This is a genomic window from Gordonia terrae, assembly GCF_051789125.1.
GTDB lineage: Bacteria > Actinomycetota > Actinomycetes > Mycobacteriales > Mycobacteriaceae > Gordonia > Gordonia terrae_A.
Map to the genome: position 1 here is coordinate 3,397,493 of NZ_CP196526.1, position 17,330 is coordinate 3,414,822.

Annotated in this window: 15 protein-coding genes and 2 tRNA genes; 6 read left to right on the plus strand and 11 right to left on the minus strand. The window is 67.2% G+C overall.

Annotated features, from left to right (window positions below; translation table 11 throughout):
• Positions 1-3: 3 nt before the first annotated feature.
• A complete protein-coding gene (locus ACSUZC_RS15415; protein WP_439033143.1) occupies positions 4-1,011 on the minus strand; it encodes an NAD(P)H-dependent glycerol-3-phosphate dehydrogenase in 1,008 nt (335 codons plus the stop codon).
• Between the two features lie 140 nt (positions 1,012-1,151).
• Between ACSUZC_RS15415 and cofC the strand changes: the two genes are divergently transcribed.
• The 3 genes from cofC (at position 1,152) to ACSUZC_RS15430 (ending at position 5,156) form a co-directional block, all read left to right on the plus strand.
• Positions 1,152-1,922, plus strand: coding sequence for a 2-phospho-L-lactate guanylyltransferase (gene cofC / locus ACSUZC_RS15420; RefSeq protein WP_439033144.1), 771 nt, complete (start codon positions 1,152-1,154; stop codon positions 1,920-1,922).
• Positions 1,923-1,994: 72 nt separating this feature from the next.
• Positions 1,995-4,193 (plus strand): RNA degradosome polyphosphate kinase, encoded by a 2,199-nt coding sequence (locus ACSUZC_RS15425; protein WP_439029388.1) that lies wholly within the window; start codon positions 1,995-1,997, stop codon positions 4,191-4,193.
• 42 nt (positions 4,194-4,235) lie between these two features.
• On the plus strand, positions 4,236-5,156 hold the full coding sequence (locus tag ACSUZC_RS15430; protein WP_439029389.1) for an NUDIX hydrolase: 921 nt from the start codon (positions 4,236-4,238) through the stop codon (positions 5,154-5,156).
• Between the two features lie 103 nt (positions 5,157-5,259).
• Here the strand turns inward: ACSUZC_RS15430 and ACSUZC_RS15435 are convergent, their stop codons facing one another.
• The 3 genes from ACSUZC_RS15435 to leuC form a co-directional block, all read right to left on the minus strand.
• On the minus strand, positions 5,260-5,892 hold the full coding sequence (locus ACSUZC_RS15435) for an HU family DNA-binding protein (protein WP_439029390.1): 633 nt from the start codon (positions 5,890-5,892) through the stop codon (positions 5,260-5,262).
• Between the two features lie 176 nt (positions 5,893-6,068).
• A complete protein-coding gene (gene leuD / locus ACSUZC_RS15440) occupies positions 6,069-6,662 on the minus strand; it encodes a 3-isopropylmalate dehydratase small subunit (protein ID WP_439029391.1) in 594 nt (197 codons plus the stop codon).
• A 109-nt stretch (positions 6,663-6,771) separates the two neighbouring features.
• On the minus strand, positions 6,772-8,208 hold the full coding sequence (leuC, locus tag ACSUZC_RS15445) for a 3-isopropylmalate dehydratase large subunit (RefSeq protein ID WP_439029392.1): 1,437 nt from the start codon (positions 8,206-8,208) through the stop codon (positions 6,772-6,774).
• A 93-nt stretch (positions 8,209-8,301) separates the two neighbouring features.
• Between leuC and ACSUZC_RS15450 the strand changes: the two genes are divergently transcribed.
• A complete protein-coding gene (locus ACSUZC_RS15450; RefSeq protein WP_439029393.1) occupies positions 8,302-9,036 on the plus strand; it encodes an IclR family transcriptional regulator in 735 nt (244 codons plus the stop codon).
• Positions 9,037-9,117: 81 nt separating this feature from the next.
• Positions 9,118-9,615 (plus strand): PPOX class F420-dependent oxidoreductase, encoded by a 498-nt coding sequence (locus ACSUZC_RS15455; protein ID WP_439029394.1) that lies wholly within the window; start codon positions 9,118-9,120, stop codon positions 9,613-9,615.
• Positions 9,616-9,698: 83 nt separating this feature from the next.
• Here ACSUZC_RS15455 and ACSUZC_RS15460 read toward each other — a convergent pair.
• The 5 genes from ACSUZC_RS15460 to ACSUZC_RS15480 all read right to left on the minus strand — a co-directional run bounded on the left by ACSUZC_RS15460 (position 9,699) and on the right by ACSUZC_RS15480 (position 13,101).
• Positions 9,699-9,771 (minus strand) — tRNA-Glu (locus ACSUZC_RS15460).
• 54 nt (positions 9,772-9,825) lie between these two features.
• Positions 9,826-9,897, minus strand: a tRNA-Gln gene (locus ACSUZC_RS15465).
• Positions 9,898-9,974: 77 nt separating this feature from the next.
• On the minus strand, positions 9,975-11,462 hold the full coding sequence (gene gltX / locus ACSUZC_RS15470; RefSeq protein ID WP_439029395.1) for a glutamate--tRNA ligase: 1,488 nt from the start codon (positions 11,460-11,462) through the stop codon (positions 9,975-9,977).
• Positions 11,463-11,509: 47 nt separating this feature from the next.
• Complete coding sequence (locus ACSUZC_RS15475; RefSeq protein ID WP_439029396.1) at positions 11,510-12,334, minus strand: alpha/beta fold hydrolase; 825 nt, start codon at positions 12,332-12,334, stop codon at positions 11,510-11,512.
• Positions 12,331-13,101 (minus strand): fumarylacetoacetate hydrolase family protein, encoded by a 771-nt coding sequence (locus ACSUZC_RS15480; protein WP_439029397.1) that lies wholly within the window; start codon positions 13,099-13,101, stop codon positions 12,331-12,333. The genes ACSUZC_RS15475 and ACSUZC_RS15480 overlap by 4 nt, the downstream gene beginning before the upstream one ends.
• A gap of 151 nt (positions 13,102-13,252) precedes the next feature.
• On the opposite strand from ACSUZC_RS15480, the gene ACSUZC_RS15485 reads away from it, so the two are divergent.
• Positions 13,253-14,482 (plus strand): MFS transporter, encoded by a 1,230-nt coding sequence (locus ACSUZC_RS15485; protein WP_439029398.1) that lies wholly within the window; start codon positions 13,253-13,255, stop codon positions 14,480-14,482.
• Between the two features lie 113 nt (positions 14,483-14,595).
• Here the strand turns inward: ACSUZC_RS15485 and ACSUZC_RS15490 are convergent, their stop codons facing one another.
• Positions 14,596-15,603 carry a 3-isopropylmalate dehydrogenase gene (locus ACSUZC_RS15490; RefSeq protein WP_439029399.1) on the minus strand — a complete coding sequence of 336 codons (1,008 nt, stop codon included), beginning with the start codon at positions 15,601-15,603 and terminating at the stop codon, positions 14,596-14,598.
• A complete protein-coding gene (serA, locus tag ACSUZC_RS15495; protein WP_439033145.1) occupies positions 15,600-17,195 on the minus strand; it encodes a phosphoglycerate dehydrogenase in 1,596 nt (531 codons plus the stop codon). Before serA ends, ACSUZC_RS15490 begins: the two co-directional genes overlap by 4 nt.
• Between the last annotated feature and the right edge of the window lie 135 nt (positions 17,196-17,330).

The following is a 17,330-nucleotide window of genomic DNA, read 5'->3' on the forward strand; positions in this document are numbered from 1 at the left end:
GGATCAGTCCCGGTAGATCTCCGGCTTGGTGCTGCGTCCCAGCAGCGAGTTGATGGCGTCGGCGACGGACATGCCGTCGTGGCACACCTGATGCACCGCGTCGGTCAGTGGCATCGGCACCTGATGCTTCTCGGCGAGTGCCCGCACCGACGAGCAGGACTTCACGCCCTCGGCGACCTGACCGTTGGTGGCCTGCTGGGCTTCGGCCATCGTCGCCCCCTCACCCAGTCGCGCGCCGAAGCTCCGGTTGCGCGACAGCGGTGACGAGCAGGTGGCGACGAGATCACCGATCCCGGCCAGTCCGGCCAGCGTCTCGATCTGTGCACCCACCGCCACACCGAGCCGGATCGTCTCGGCCAGTCCACGGGTGATGATGGTGGCGAGAGTGTTCTGACCGAACCCGACCCCGCTCGCCATCCCGCAGGCGAGTGCGATGACATTCTTGGCCGAGCCGCCGATCTCGCAGCCGACCACATCGGTGTTGGTGTACGGGCGGAAGTACCGCGTGCTGAACGCACTCTGTAGCTTCTCCGCACGCGACTCATCGGTGCATGCGATCACCGTCGCGGCCGGTTGTCCCTCGGCCACCTCCCGGGCCAGGTTGGGTCCGGTCAGCACCGCGATGCGGTCGTCTTCGACACCGGTCACCTCGGCGATGACCTGACTCATCCGCAGCAACGAGTTCGATTCGATGCCCTTGGCCAGGGACACCAGCGACGCGTCGGACCCGATGTAAGGCGTCCACTGGGTCAGATTCGGCCGCAAGGACTGTGAGGGCACACCACACACGACGATGTCGGCACCCATGAGCGCATCGACCGCCGAAGCGGTCGCGGACAACCCCTCGGGCAGCGTGATGTCGGGGAGATAGTCGGGGTTGACGCGCTCGCTGTTGATCGCATCGGCCAACTCGGGGCGGCGCGCCCAGATCACCGTGTCGGTACCCGCATCGACGAGGACCTTTGCCACCGAGGTTCCCCAGGAACCTGCTCCCATCACCGCCGCGCGCACCGCAACCTCCTGTCGGGGGGACACTTAGCATCCACTCGGACGGCCACTCGGACCGACCGACCCTGCTCACCCTAGTGCCCCGCGGCGCCGACCGACCCGGAATGTCACCCACCATGACCCGGTGCATCATGATGGTCTACATGGAACACAGTTCGGTCGACGTGGGCGTCGACTCGGCGGACGTCGACCAGACGGACGGCGATGCTGTGGACGCCGGTTCCGGCGACGAGCACTCGGCCGCCTCGACGGTGGCAGCCGTCCTGGCGGTGAAGAGTCTGAATCGGGCCAAATCCCGCCTGGCGGCGACACTGTCCACCGTCCCGGCGCGTGATGACCCGACCACGCACGGGTCGCTCGTCCTCGGCATGTTCCTCGACACCATCGAAGCCCTGCGTGGCGCAGGCGTCGCACGCGTCGTCGTGGTCTCTCCCGACGACGAGGTCCTCGCCGCGGCCCGGCGTGCCGGCATGGAGGGTCTCCGGGAATCCCCGGTCTCGGGACCCTCCACCGCCGGACTGAACGCCGCGTTCGCCGACGGTGCGCGCTGGGCCCGCCGGACGTGGCCGGAGTCGAGCGGACTCATGTTCGTCCAGGCCGATCTCCCCGCCGCGACGAGTCGTTCCGTCGGTGAGGTCGTCCGGGCGGCTCGTGCCCACCCGTCGAGTTTTCTCACCGACCGTGACGGGACCGGCACCGTCCTCCTCCACGGCTCGACCGACGACGCGACCGCGGTGCCGCGATTCGGTCCCGCATCGGCGGCGGCGCACCGGGCGGCCGGCGCCGTCGAGCTCGACCCGGCCGGTCACCGGTGGGCCGACCTGCGCACCGACGTCGACACCGCTGCCGATCTCGCCGTCGCCCGCGAGATCGGGCTCGGCCGACACACCATCGAAGCCCTCCGTAACCTTTGATCGCGGCACGTTCCCGGCCTTCTCGGCCATCGGCCGTGTACGTCACCGACGGTGATGGGTCATGATTGACAGGTGAGCCCAGCCGACGACACCGCTTCGCAGACCACAACGGTCACCACGACACCGATCCCCAATGCGCCGCCGGCCGCCACCCTGGTGCCCGACGAGTCCGCGGACCTTCCCGAGGACCGCTACCTCAACCGCGAATTGAGTTGGCTGGACTTCAACTCACGCGTGCTCGCCCTGGCCGAGGACACGTCCTTGCCGCTGCTCGACCGGGCAAAGTTCCTCGCCATCTTCGCCTCCAACCTCGACGAGTTCTTCATGGTCCGGGTCGCGGGACTGAAACGACGCGACGAGACCGGACTGTCGGTGCGGTCCGCGGACGGGCTGTCGCCGCGCGAACAGCTGATGCGGATCGCCGGGCGCACGCAGACCATCGCCGACCGTCATGCCCGCGTCTTTCTCGATTCGGTCCGACCCGCACTGGCGGCCAACGACATCCACGTCGTCTCATGGTCGCAGCTGACCGACGAGCAGCAGGCCCGGATGGTCGACTACTTCCGGGACGAGGTCTTCCCCGTCCTGACGCCGCTCGCCGTCGATCCCGCCCACCCGTTCCCCTACATCAGCGGCCTGTCCCTGAACCTCGCCGTCACCGTCCGGGACGTCAACGAGAGCGGTGAGCACTTCGCCCGGGTCAAGGTCCCCGACAACGTGAATCGCTTCATCCGCGTCGACCGACTCGCCCCGCACCGGGGCCCCGACGACGACAAGAACAGCAAGCGCGCGGTGTTCCTGCCCATGGAGAGCCTCATCGCGGCCAACCTCGGCAACCTGTTCCCGGGTATGGAAATCGTTGAGCATCATGCGTTCCGCATCACCCGCAACGCCGACTTCGAGGTCGAGGAGGATCGCGACGAGGACCTGTTGCAGGCACTCGAACGCGAACTGGCGCGACGCCGATTCGGCTCCCCGGTGCGCCTCGAGGTGGCCGACGACATGAGCGAGCACATGCTGGAACTGCTGCTGCGCGAGCTCGAGGTCAACCCGGCCGACGTCATCCAGGTGCCCGGACTGCTCGACCTGTCATCGCTTTTCGAGATCTACGCACTGGATCGGCCGCATCTGAAGGACCGGCCGTTCGTACCGGCGACACATCCCGCATTCGGCGAGCGCGAGACGCCCAAGAGTGTGTTCTCCACGCTGCGCGACGGCGACGTCCTCGTCCACCACCCCTACGACTCGTTCTCGACGAGCGTGCAGCGCTTCATCGAGCAGGCCGCAGCCGATCCTCAGGTGCTCGCGATCAAACAGACCCTGTACCGCACCTCCGGCGACTCCCCGATCGTCAACGCGCTCATCGATGCCGCGGAGGCCGGCAAGCAGGTCGTCGCACTCGTGGAGATCAAGGCGCGGTTCGACGAGCAGGCGAACATCAAGTGGGCTCGCAAGCTCGAGCAGGCGGGCGTCCACGTCGTCTACGGGCTCGTCGGGCTGAAGACCCACTGCAAGACGTGTCTGGTGGTGCGGCGCGAGGGCTCGACCATCAAGCGGTACTGCCACATCGGCACCGGCAACTACAACCCCAAGACCGCACGGCTCTACGAGGACGTGGGCTTGCTGACCGCCGCACCCGACGTCGGTGCCGACCTCACCGATCTGTTCAACACGTTGACCGGTTACTCGCGGAAGAAGGAGTACCGCAACATTCTCGTTGCGCCCCATGGCATTCGCGCGGGCATCATCAAGCGAATCCAGCGCGAGATCGAACTGTTCCGCGAGGGCGACGAGCGGGCACGGGTGCGACTCAAGGCCAACGCGCTCGTCGACGAGCAGGTCATCGACGCGTTGTACCGGGCCTCACAGAGCGGGGTGCCGGTCGACGTCGTCGTGCGCGGGATCAGCGCCCTACGACCGGGTATGGAGGGTGTCAGCGACAACATCCATGTCCGCTCCATCCTCGGCCAGTTCCTGGAGCACTCGCGGGTCCTGCACTTCGGGGCGCAGAACGAGTACTGGATCGGCAGCGCGGACATGATGCACCGCAACCTCGATCGTCGCGTCGAGGTCATGGTGAACGTGCGCGACGAACGACTCACCGGGGAGCTGAGAGACATCTTCGCCTCCGCGCTCGATCCGAGAACCCGTTGCTGGGTCCTGCACTCCGACGGCAGCTGGGTCGCCTCTCCCGCCGCGGGCGAGGAGGTCCGCGACCACCAGCGGCAGATGATGCGCCGCAATCGTCGTCGGCCGGAAACCAATTCGTGACCGGCACCGAGACGTAACCTTGCGCATCTACCATCGCTGACGATGTCCAAGAAGAAAGAGACCAATGTATGGGCTGCCGGCGGCGTCGTCTGGCGGCCGGGAGCGTCGGGTTCCACCGGCATCGACGACGTCGAGATCGCGGTGGTCCACCGTCCGCGCTATGACGACTGGACGCTGCCGAAAGGCAAGGCGGAGGCGGGCGAGACCCTCGCCGACACCGCGGTTCGCGAGATCGCCGAGGAGACCGGCCAGCGCGTCGTCCTCGGTCGCCATCTCGACGACGTCCACTACGATCTCGGCAACACACGCAAGCACGTGCGTTACTGGTCGGCCCGCGCCCTGGGTGGAGAGTTCGCCGCCGATCACGAGGTCGACGAGTTGCGGTGGATGTCGGTGAGCAAGGCGCACAAGGCGTTGAGCTACCCCCTCGATCGCTCGATCCTGGAGGAGTTCACCCGGCTCCCCGCAGACCTGCACACCTTGCTGCTGGTGCGGCATGCGAAGGCCGGCAGGCGCTCCACCTACAAGGGCGACGACCGTCTACGTCCCCTCGACAAACTCGGCCGCGCGCAGGCGGACGCGCTGGTTCCGCTGCTGGTGGCCTTCGGAGCGACGCGGGTCCATGCCGCCGACCGCGTGCGGTGCGAACAGACCCTCGAACCGCTCCAGTACCGGCTGGGCGTCGACATGCGCAGCGAGCCCGCTCTGTCCGAGGAGTCGTACAAGGCGGATCCGTCAGCGGCACAACAACGGATCTGCGAGCTCGCCTCCGAGAGTTCGGAGGTACTCGCGGTCTGTAGTCAGGGCAAGGTGATCCCGCCGCTGATGGACTGGTGGGCCGAACACGACGGAATCACCCTGCCGAAGGTCTCCACCCGCAAGGGCAGCGTATGGGTCCTGTCCCTGCACGACGGCCGGCTGGTTGCCGCCGACCACATCGCCGGCCCCCTGCCGACCGCCTGAAACCCGTACGGCATCGTCACAAGGCTCCGGACGCAGTTCAACCCCCGGCGGGGGAAGTACGCCGGGGGTTGAACTGTGGCTGTTACCGCTGCGAACCCGAGGGTCAGCGACGAGTGGTCTTCTTGGCCGCGGTCTTCTTCGCGGTGGTCTTCTTGGCCGGAGCCTTCTTGGCTGCGGTGGTGGTCTTCTTCGCCGCGGTCGTCTTCTTGGCCGGGGTCGACTTCTTGGCCGCCGTCGTCTTCTTCGCCGCGGTGGTCTTGGCCGGAGCCTTCTTTGCCGCGGTGGTCTTCTTCGCCGCGGTGGTCTTGGCCGGAGCCTTCTTGGCCGCGGTGGTGGTCTTCTTCGCCGCGGTCGTCTTCTTCGCCGGGGTCGACTTCTTGGCCGCCGTGGTCTTCTTGGCAGCGGTGGTGGTGGTTCCGCTTCCGCGCTTCACGGCCGGGCCGGTGGCGGCGAGCTTCTGCTTGCCGGCGACGACGGCCTTGAACTGAGCACCCGGGCGGAACGCGGGAACCGAGGTCGCGCGGACCTTCACGGTCTCGCCGGTGCGCGGGTTGCGGGCGACGCGCGGTGCGCGCTTCCGCTTTTCGAAGACGCCGAATCCGGTGATCGTGACGCTCTCGCCCTTGTTGACCGCGCGCACGATCGTGTCGACGACGAGCTCGACGGCTTCAGTCGCAGTCTTGCGATCCGCGTCGAGCTTTTTGGTCAGCTCATCGATGAGCTCCGCCTTGTTCATGAGAGTACCTCCGCAAGCTGATCTGACCGAGTTTCGGCCAGCTACCAACACACGGTAAACGTCGGATGTGAAAACGTCCATCTTCCACGCCAATTAAGATGCCGTGTTGCGAAATCGCATGGCAGCTCACGACGGACCGCGCACCGCCGGGAGAACCCGGCGGTGCGGTGGGCAGATCAGTCGGCGAGGGTCCGCGGCTTGAACGCCGGACGCGTCGATTCGTACTCGGAAATCCGCTCTACCTGGCGCAACGTCAGGCCGATGTCGTCGAGACCCTCCATCAGACGCCAGCGGGTGTAGTCATCAATTGTTAACGGCACCACGAGGTCTCCGGCGGTGACGGTCTTGTCGACGAGGCTGACCGTCACCTCCAGCCCCGGATTCTCGTCGAGTCGTTTCCAGAGCAATTCGACGTCGGGCTGCTCCACCTGCGCCGCCACGAGCCCGGCCTTACCGGAATTCCCCCGGAAGATGTCGGCGAAGCGCGACGAGATCACCACGCGGAAACCGAAATCGGACAGTGCCCACACGGCGTGCTCGCGAGACGAACCCGTTCCGAAGTCGGGACCGGCGACCAGGACCGAACCGCGGCTCCACGGTTCGTTGTTGAGGATGAAGTCGGGATCGTTGCGCCAACCGGCGAACAGACCGTCCTCAAACCCGGTGCGTGTCACGCGCTTCAGGTAGACCGCCGGGATGATCTGGTCGGTGTCGACGTTGCTGCGGCGCAGCGGGACGCCGATGCCGGTGTGTTCGGTGAACGGTTGCATGAGAAGAGCCCCTGTTCGAATGATGGGTAAGGATGAGATCGAGGTGCGCCGCAGACTGTTTGGCCGTGACCCGATTGGTTGCACGGCGGAACCGTCTCGCGGCCGTGATTCAACCGAGATCGGCCGGGGCGGACAGCGTGCCGCGGACCGCCGTGGCTGCGGCCACCGCCGGGGAGACGAGGTGGGTTCGCCCACCCTTGCCCTGTCGCCCTTCGAAGTTGCGGTTCGAGGTCGACGCGCACCGCTCACCCGGCGCGAGCTGATCCGGGTTCATGCCGAGGCACATGGAGCACCCCGCCTGGCGCCACTCGGCACCGGCGCCCACGAAGATCTCGCCGAGACCCTCTTCCTCGGCCTGCGCACGCACCCGCATCGACCCCGGCACGATGAGCATCCGCATGCCGTCCGCGACCTTGCGCCCCTTGAGGATGCCCGCGACCTCCCGCAGATCCTCGATGCGGCCGTTGGTGCACGATCCGACGAACACGGTGTCGACCTTGATGTCGCGCAGCGGAGTACCCGGCTCGAGCCCCATGTATTCCAACGCCCTGGCGGCGGCACTGCTCTTCACCTCGTCGCCGTACGCCGCCGGGTCGGGTACTGCTGCACCGAGTGGCGCTCCCTGCCCCGGGTTGGTCCCCCATGTGACGAACGGGGTGAGCGCGGCGGCATCGATGTGCACCTCGGCGTCGAACGTGGCGTCGGGATCAGTCCGCAGACTGTCCCAATAGGCCACGGCGGCATCCCAATCGGCACCGGACGGAGCGTGGGGACGCCCCTTGAGGAACTCATAGGTGACCTCGTCGGGCGCGATCATGCCAGCCCGCGCGCCGGCCTCGATCGACATGTTGCACATCGTCATCCGGGCTTCCATGGACAACTTGCGGATCGCCTCGCCGCGGTACTCGAGCACATACCCCTGCCCGCCGCCGGTCCCGATCTCGGCGATGATCGCCAGGATCAGGTCCTTGCTCGTGACCCCCGCCGGCAGTTCGCCGTCGACGTTGATCGCCATCGTCTTGAAGGGGCGCAGCGACAGTGTCTGGGTCGCCAGGACATGCTCGACCTCGCTGGTTCCGATACCCATCGCGATAGCGCCGAACGCGCCGTGGGTGGAGGTGTGGCTGTCGCCGCAGACCACGGTCATGCCGGGCTGTGTCAGGCCGAGTTGCGGACCGACGACATGGACGATGCCCTGCTCGGCGTCCCCCATGGGGTGCAGACGGATACCGAATTCCGCACAGTTGCTGCGCAGGGTGTCGACCTGTGTACGGGAGACCGGGTCGGCGATGGGCTTGTCGATGTCGACGGTGGGGACGTTGTGGTCCTCGGTCGCGATAGTGAGGTCGGGGCGACGCACCGGACGTCCGGCGAGTCGCAGACCCTCGAAGGCCTGCGGACTGGTGACCTCGTGCACGAGATGGAGGTCGATGTAGATCAGGTCGGGATCATGCGTTCCCGACGCGTCGGCCTCTCCGGGTACGACGACGTGGTCGCGCCACACCTTCTCGGCGAGAGTTAGCGGCTGGGCTGGGCTGTTGCTCATGGCTGCACTCGATATCTGCTCGGGTTCAACGGACGGTGCACGCCCGGTGGGGCTAGACGTGCATCTCACTATTTGGACAGCTAGTATCGTCCTATGGGAAAGGATAGCGCATCCGGGGTCAGCAGCGGAATCGGAGTGCTCGACAAATCCGTGGCCGTTCTGCACGCGATCGCCGAGACACCGTGCAACCTGTCCGAGCTGTGCGAGAGGACGGGTTTGCCGCGCGCGACCGCACACCGGCTCGCGGTCGGGCTCGAGACCCATCGCTTCCTGACCCGGGACGTCACCGGGCGCTGGCAACCCGGTCCCGTTCTCGGCGAACTCGCCTCGTCGGCACACGATCCCGTCACGGAATCGGCACTCATGGTCCTCCCCCGGCTGCGCGACATCACCGGCGAGTCCGTCCAGGTCTATCGCCGCGAAGGTGCCGAGCGCGTCTGCGTGGCCGCGATGGAACCGCCGACCGGCCTGCGCGACACCGTGCCCGTCGGCACACGTTTCCCGATGAGCGCCGGGTCCGCGGCCAAGGTCCTGCTCGCCTGGGCCGACCCCGCCACCCAGCGTGCCCTGTTGCACGACAGCATCTTCAGCGAGCGCGCCCTGCACGAGATCCGTCGGCGCGGATGGGCGCAGAGCGCCGGCGAGCGGGCCGCGGGGGTGGCGAGCGTGTCCGCACCGGTGCGCGACGGCAACGGCGATGTCGTCGCCGCCATCTCCGTCTCCGGGCCGATCGACCGGATGGGTCGCCGGCCCGGCGCGCGGTGGGCGGCCGACCTGCTCGCGGCCGCCGACGCGATCCACAAGCGACTGCAGGCATCACGGGTGTGAGTCCCGCCCCCGCCGGCCACTTCAGAGCCGTTGCACGGCGGATCGTTCCACCCGTGCGCGTCGTCGACTAGCGTCGGTGAAATGGGAGTCAATCAACGCAACCAGATCGTCATGTCCGAGGCCGAGATCACCGAGTTCGTCACCCGCAGTCGGACGGCCACCCTCGCCACCACCGGCCCCGACGGGAGCATCCACCTCGTCGCGATGTGGTACGGCGTCATCGACGGCGAGATCTGGTTCGAGACCAAGGCCAAGTCACAGAAGGCGGTCAACCTCCGGCGCAACAGCCGCTGCTCGGTCATGATCGAGGACGGCGACACCTACGACACGCTGCGCGGCGTGGCCTTCGAGGGCACCGCGGAGATCCTCGACGATGCCGACTCGTGCCTGAAGGTCGGGATCAGCGTCTGGGAGCGCTACACCGCTCCCTACACCGAGGAGTCGCGTCCATTCGTCGAGCAGATGATGAACAAGCGGGTGGCCGTCCGGGTCGTTCCCTCGCGCACGCGCTCCTGGGACCATCGCAAGCTCGGAATCCCGGAGATGCCGGCATCGGGCAGCACAGCCGAGTTCCTGTGACGCACATGCCCGTGTGACGCAGTGTGGTTGCGGCACAGACGAAAACACCCTCCCCCTGCTGAGCAGAGGGAGGGTGTTTCTCGTAGCCCCGACGGGATTCGAACCCGCGCTACCGCCTTGAGAGGGCGGCGTCCTAGGCCGCTAGACGACGGGGCCCTGGGAACTTCCGGCGATCAAGACCTTAGCACGGTCTCGATCTCTTTCTGTCCGCTGGGGTACCAGGACTCGAACCTAGAATGGCGGTACCAGAAACCGCTGTGTTGCCAATTACACCATACCCCACTGGCTTGGTTTTCCCTGGGGAAAACTGCCGAGAAAGAGAGTATCAAAGGGTTACCGGAAGTCCACAAACGTGCAGTTCAGACCTGGTTTTCGGCCGCAATCACGCGGGCCGAGCCCAACCGTGCGAGTGTCTTGTCGCGGCCGAGTATCTCCATCGATTCGAACAGCGGAGGACTGATCTGCGACCCGGTCACAGCAACGCGGACGGGACCGAACGCCTTGCGTGGTTTGAGCCCCAGGTCGTCCACGAGAGCGGCATTCAGCGCGTCCTGCAGTGCGGCCGTGGTGAAGGACTCCAGCGACTCGACCGCGGCGATGGTGGCGTCCAGCACCGGCACCGCGTCCGCGCCCAGGTTCTTGCTCGCCGCCTTCTCGTCGATCGCGAAGTCGTCGTCGGAGACATAGACGAATGAGATCAGGCCCCACGCGTCACCGAGGACCTGGATACGCGTCTGTACCAGCTCTGCCAGGGCCGCGAAGGTCTCGTCGTCGGCGGTCTCGGGGAGGTTGCCCTGCGCGATGAGATACGACTTGAGCCGTGCGGTGAAGTCACCGGGGTCGAGCCGGCGGATGTGCTCGGCGTTGATGGCGTCGGCCTTCTTCTGGTCGAACCGGGCTGGATTGGAATTGACCTGCCGCACATCGAAAGCCGCGATCATCTCGTCCAGGCTGAACACGTCGACATCGCTCTTGTAACCCCAGCCGAGCAGCGCGAGGTAGTTGAGCAGGCCCTCCGGGATGAACCCGCGGTCCCGGTGGTGGAAGAGGTTCGACTGCGGGTCACGCTTCGACAGCTTCTTGTTGCCCTCCCCCATGACGAACGGGAGATGACCGAAGGCAGGCACCGCGTCGGCGACGCCGATGCGGATGAGCGCGTCGTACAGGGCGAGCTGGCGCGGGGTCGAGGAGAAGAGGTCCTCGCCGCGCAGCACGTGGGTGATCTTCATCATGGCGTCGTCGACCGGATTGACCAGCGTGTAGAGCGGATCGCCCGAAGCCCGCGTGAGGGCGAAGTCCGGGACGGTGCCCGCCTTGATGGTCGTCTCGCCGCGCACCAGGTCGTTCCACGTGATGTCGGAATCCGGCATGCGAAGTCGCACAACAGATTTACGACCCTCAGCCACGTAGGCAGCGCGCTGATCCGGGGTCAGGTCGCGGTCGAAGTTGTCGTAACCGAGTTTCGGGTCTCGCCCCGCGGCCCGGTGCCGCGCCTCGACCTCCTCGGGGGTGGAGAAGGCCTCGTAGGCCTCGCCCGCCGCGAGCAACCGGGCGACGACGTCGGCGTGGAGGTCCCGCCGCTCGGACTGCCGGTAGGGCCCGTACGGTCCACCGACCTCGGGTCCCTCGTCCCAGTCGAGTCCCAGCCAGCGCAGGGCATCGAGGATGGCCGCGTACGACTCCTCGCTGTCGCGCGCGGCGTCGGTGTCCTCGATACGGAAGACGAAAGTGCCACCGTCGTGACGGGCCTGGGCGAAGTTGAAGAGCGCGGTCCGCACGAGTCCCACGTGCGGCGTCCCCGTCGGAGACGGACAGAATCGGACGCGCACACCCTCAGTACTGGTCATGAGGCTCAGGGTATCGAAGCCGCCGCGAGCGCCCGACACGCCCGCCGTCAGGCCCGGTGGCGCTCGCAGAAGTCGACGAGGACCTGGTTCACCTCTGCGGGCCGTTCGAGATAACCGAAATGTCCGGCCCGCTCGATCTCGATGTATTGCGCGCCCGGAATGGCCTCGGCGACTTCGCGCGCCAACTTCGCGGGCAGTGTCCGGTCGTCGGCGAATCCGACGACCAGTGCGGGCCGGCTGATGCCGCGATACGCGGCGAGGCGGTTGGACTCCTTGTTGTGCAGTTCGAGCTGCGCGCGGACGCCCGGGGTGATGGTCTGCGGTGAGAACCCGATGATGTCGAGCCAGTCGCGTGCGGTGCGGTCGTCGTCGAGCGTGTGCGGCGACAGGTTCAGATGAGCGGTGATCGCGGCCTCGTACTCAGGGGGCAGCTTGATCTTGTTGTCGTAGAGCGCCCGCTCGCCGGCCGAGATCGCCTCCTGCAGTGGGGTGTTACGGCCGTAGGTCGCGACCATCACCGCTGCCTTCACCACGTCGGGCCGCGCCAGCGCGAGCTCCTGCGTGATCCTGGCGCCGAGCGAGGTACCGATCACGATCGCCGGACCGCGACCGAGGTGCTCGATCAGGGCTGCGGTGTCGGCGACCATGTCGTCGAGTGTGAAGCCCTCGGCGCACTCCGATGACGGGGCGACGCCGCGATTGTCGAAGGTCACGACGGTGAAGCCGGCCTTCACCAAGGCGGGCTCCTGATGGGCCTTCCACACCCGTCCCGGGCTCCCGGTCCCCATCACCATGACCACGAGCGGGCCGGAACCGGCCACGCTGTAGGAGATGTCGATGCCGTTGACCCGTGCCGTGTTGGGAGCTGTCACTTGTCCACCACCGGGTTGGAGAGAGTGCCGATACCGTCGACGGTCACCGAGACGCGCTGGCCGGCGACCATGGGCCCCACACCTTCCGGCGTGCCCGTCAGGATGACGTCGCCGGGCAGCAACGTCATGACGCGGGAGATCCACTCGACGATCTCCCCGACGTCGTGCAGCATCAGCGACGTGCGGGTGCGCTGCTTGACCTCACCGTCGAGCTCGGTCACGAGTTCGACGTCGGAGGGATCGAAGGTCGTCTCGATCCAGGGGCCGAGAGGGCAGAACGTGTCGTAGCCCTTGCCGCGCGTCCACTGACCGTCGGCCTGCTGGTGGTCGCGAGCGGTCACGTCGTTGGCGACCGTGTAACCGAGGATGACGTCCTTGGCCTGCGCAGCCGACACGTCCTTGCAGGGTCGGCCGATGACCACCGCGAGTTCGCCCTCGTAGTCGACGCGTTGCGACGACGGCGGCCGCACGATCGGGATCTCGGGTCCGACGATCGACGTGTTCGGCTTCAGGAAGATCACCGGATCGGCAGGCGCCTCGCCGCCCATCTCGGCCACGTGGGCGGCGTAGTTCTTGCCGATACAGATCACCTTGCTGGCCAGGATCGGCGCCAGCACCCGGACATCGGCCAGTTTCCAGGACCGGCCGGTGAACGTCGGGGTGCCGAACGGATGCTCGGCGATCTCCTTGACGACGGTGTCGTCACCGTCGCCCTCGACGGACACGAAGGCCACTCCGTCGGGACTCGCAATTCGACCTAAGCGCATGTCCAAACCCTAGCGCACGGTCGATCTCACCCGTTGGGAGCCGAGTTGGCGGGACGTACCGACGGTTTTACAATGTGGAAGTCTTGTTCCATATATTGAGACACCGTCTGATCAGCGCAGTGCTGCGCCGTGAGCCGCGAAGGGAGCATTCATGGATGCCGTCGACGACATCTCCACCGCCAGAAGGTGGCTCATCCTCGGTTGCTCGCTCCTCGCGGCACTCACGACGACCTCTGTGGTCAGCGGTGTCGCGTACCTGATCCCGTCTCTGCACACCGACGCCGGTCTGACGCTGACCGAGGCGTCGATCCTGGCGGCCGTGCCGACGGTCGGACTGATGGCCGCGACCTTTCCGTGGGGAATCCTCTTGGACCGCTACGGCGAACGTCGCATCCTGCTGGTGTCGTTGACGATCACGCTCGCGGGAGCCGGCGCTGCCGCGGTCGCCGCATCCGTCGCCGCGTCGTATGTGGTGGTCGGCGGCGCGCTCTTCGTCGGCGGACTGGGCTCCGGCGCCGCCAACGGGGCGAGCGGACGGATCGTCGTGGGCTGGTTCCCGGCCCATCAGCGCGGCACCGCGATGGGAATCCGACAGATGGCCCAACCCCTGGGCATCGGGGTGTGCGCCCTGACCATGCCGGTGGTCGCGGCGAGTCACGGACCCGCTGCGGCACTGGCGATCCCGGCCGTCGTGACCGCGGCGGGACTCGTCGCCGTGATCGTCGGCATCACCGACCCGCCGCGCCGAGCGGCCGACGAGCGCATCGGCGGGACGGTTGAGCCACGCCCTAACCCTTACCGCGGCAACTCATTCCTGGCCTGCGTCCACCTCGTCAGCATGCTGCTGGTGATCCCCCAGTCCATGCTCTGGACCTTTGTGCCGACCTGGCTCATCGTCGCGCACGGATGGTCCCCGGCCGGCGCGGGATTGTTGATCACCATCACTCAGGTCACCGGCGCGCTGGGCCGCATCGTCGCGGGACGCTGGTCGGATTCCTGGTCGTCGAGGATGCGACCGATCCGGGTCATCGCCGTGGCCGGTGTGGCCTCGATGTTCGCTCTCGCATTAGCCGATTGGCTGCACAGCCCACTCGCACCGGCGCTGATGGCGGTTGCGACGGTGATCTCGGTCGCCGACAACGGGTTGGCGTTCACGGCGATCGCCGAATTCGTCGGACCCGACTGGAGCGGGCGCGGCCTCGCCGTACAGAACACCGGACAGCACCTGGTGGTCGCCGCCACCACGCCGATGCTGGGCGCACTGATCGCCGCTGTGGGATTCCCCCTGGCGTTCGCCGTCACCGCGCTCGCCCCCCTCGCCGCCGCTCCGTTCGTCCCGGCCGATGCCCGGTCCCGCGTCGAGGAGGAACTCGACGCTTGACCGAGGCCGCAGACACTCGAGGTTTGCACGTTCGCGCACTGATTCCGTTCCCGCTCACCAGATTTCGGTGAGCGGGAACGGAAGCGATGAGCGGGAGCGGATCGGCTGCGTGACTACAGACGTTCGCGGATGCGCTGACCGATCTCGCGCGTGCCGAACGTGCCGTCCCGCTCGGCGAGGTCCTCGGCAACCGCCTTCTCGATGCGCGCGGAGGCCTCGGTGTCGCCGAGATGCTCGAGCAACAGGGCGGTCGACAGGATCGCGGCCGTGGGGTCGGCCTTGCCCTGCCCGGCGATGTCGGGTGCGGAACCGTGGACGGGCTCGAACATCGACGGATTGGCACCGGTGGCGTCGATGTTGCCCGACGCGGCCAGGCCGATGCCGCCGCTCACCGCGGCCGCGATGTCGGTGATGATGTCGCCGAACAGATTGTCGGTGACGATGACGTCGAAGCGGCCCGGATCGGTGACCAGGTAGATGGTCGCCGCATCCACGTGGCAGTAGTCGGTGGTGACGTCCGGGAATTCGGCGCCGATCTCGGCGACGGCCCGGCTCCACATCGAACCGGCGAAGGTCAGGACGTTGGTCTTGTGGACCAGCGTCAGCTTCTTGCGACGCTGTTGGGCGCGCTGAAAGGCGTTGCGTACCACGCGTTCCACACCGAACCGGGTGTTGACACTCACCTCGGTGGCGACCTCGTGGGGCGTACCGACGCGGATCGCGCCACCGTTACCCGTGTACGGGCCCTCGGTACCCTCGCGCACCACGACGAAATCGATGTCGGGATCGCCTGCGAGCGGCGAGGAGACACCGGGGAACCGTCGCGACGGACGCAGATTGACGTGGTGGTCGAGAGCGAAACGCATCGTGAGCAGCAGGCCGCGCTCGAGGACCCCCGAGGGCACCGACGGATCACCGATCGCACCCAGCAGGATCGCGTCGTGGCGTCGGAGCGACTCGAGATCGTCCTCGGTGAGGAGCTCACCGTTGCGGTGATAACGACGAGCACCCAGGTCGAACTCGGTGGTGCTCACCGACGGGACGACGGCATCGAGGACGCTCAGCGCCTCCCCGATGACCTCGGGACCGATGCCGTCACCGGCGATGACTGCGAGCTTCATGCGAGGTCGACCTGTTCGATCAGGGTCGCGCTCACGGCCTCGCCGATCGCGGCGACGGTCTCGTCGTCGAGCACGCTGCTCACACGCAGCATCATGGTGGCGCCGCCGCCTTCGGCGTCCTGCGACAGACCGGCCGCGAGGATGTCGATACCGGCGTTGCCGAGCAGGGTTCCGATCCGGCCGAGCGAACCGGGCTGATCGGCGTAGCTGACGATGAGGTTGTGCCCCTCGGCGCGGAGGTCGAAGTTCCGGCCGTTGATGTTGACGATCTTCTCCACCAGACGGGGACCCGACAGGGTGCCCGACACGTTGTGGGTCGATCCGTCGGCGAACACGGCCTTCACGTCGACGACGCTGCGGTGGTTCGGGCTCTCCGACGCGGTGGTCACCTCGCTGGTCACACCGCGGCCCTCGGCGACGGCCGGCGCGTTGACGAAGGTGACCGGCTCGTCGAGCACGGCCGAGAACAGGCCACGAAGAGCAGAGAGTCCCAACACCTCGACATTGTTCGCGGCCAGCTCACCGCGGACGTCGACGACGAGCGAGGTCGGCGGCTCCTTGCTGATGGCGCCGACCAGGACGCCGGCCTTGCGCGCGACCTCGAGCCACGGCGCGACCTCCTCGTCGACGGCGCCGCCGGTGATGTTGACGGCGTCCGGCACGAAGTGACCGGCCAGGGCCAGGCGGACGCTCTTGGCGACGTCGGTACCGGCGCGATCCTGCGCCTCACTCGTCGACGCGCCCAGGTGCGGGGTCACGACGACCTGAGGAAGGTCGAACAGAGGAGAGTCGGTGCACGGCTCGGTCGCGAAGACGTCCAGACCGGCAGCACGCACCTGCCCGGAGGTGATGGCGTCCGCGAGTGCCTGCTCGTCGATGAGTCCGCCGCGGGCGGCATTCACGATGACCACGCCCTTCTTGGTACGGGCGAGCTGATCGGCGCCGATGAGGCCCAGGGTCTCCGGCGTCTTGGGCAGGTGCACGGTGATGAAGTCGGCGCGCTCGAGGAGTTCGTCGAGCGAGACCAGTTCGATCCCCAGCTGGGCCGCGCGTGCGGGCGAGACGTAGGGGTCGTACGCGATGATGTGGGTCTCGAAGGCGGCCAGTCGCGCGGCCACCAGCTGGCCGATGCGGCCGAGGCCGACGACGCCGACGACCTTGTCGAAGATCTCCACACCGTTGAAAGACGAGCGCTTCCAGGTCTTTTCGCGAAGCGTCGCGTCCGCCGCGGGGATCTGCCGCGACGCCGACATCAGCAGCGCGATGGCGTGCTCGGCGGCCGTGTGGATGTTGGAGGTCGGCGCGTTGACGACCATGACCCCGCGCTCTGTCGCTGCGGGGACGTCGACGTTGTCCAGACCGACGCCGGCGCGCGCGATGATCTTCAGCTTCTTGCCCGCGTCGAGGACCTCGGCGTCGACGGTCGTCGCGGAGCGCACGAGGATGGCGTCGGCATCGACGACCGCCTCGAGCAGCTTGGGACGATCCGGGCCGTCGACCCATCGCACCTCGACACCGTCACCGAGTGCTTCCACGGTGGACGGCGCCAGCTTGTCGGCGATGAGTACAACCGGGCGGCCAGCAGAGCTCACAGTCATTTCTCCAGGTTCGGGGCGGGCGATTATCACCTACGACGGTGCGGAGTGCCGAAGACGACTCCGTACGACAGCTTAAAGGTGAGGTAGATGGCGTCGAGCATGCGGTCTACCCCGAAACCGGAGCCTTGT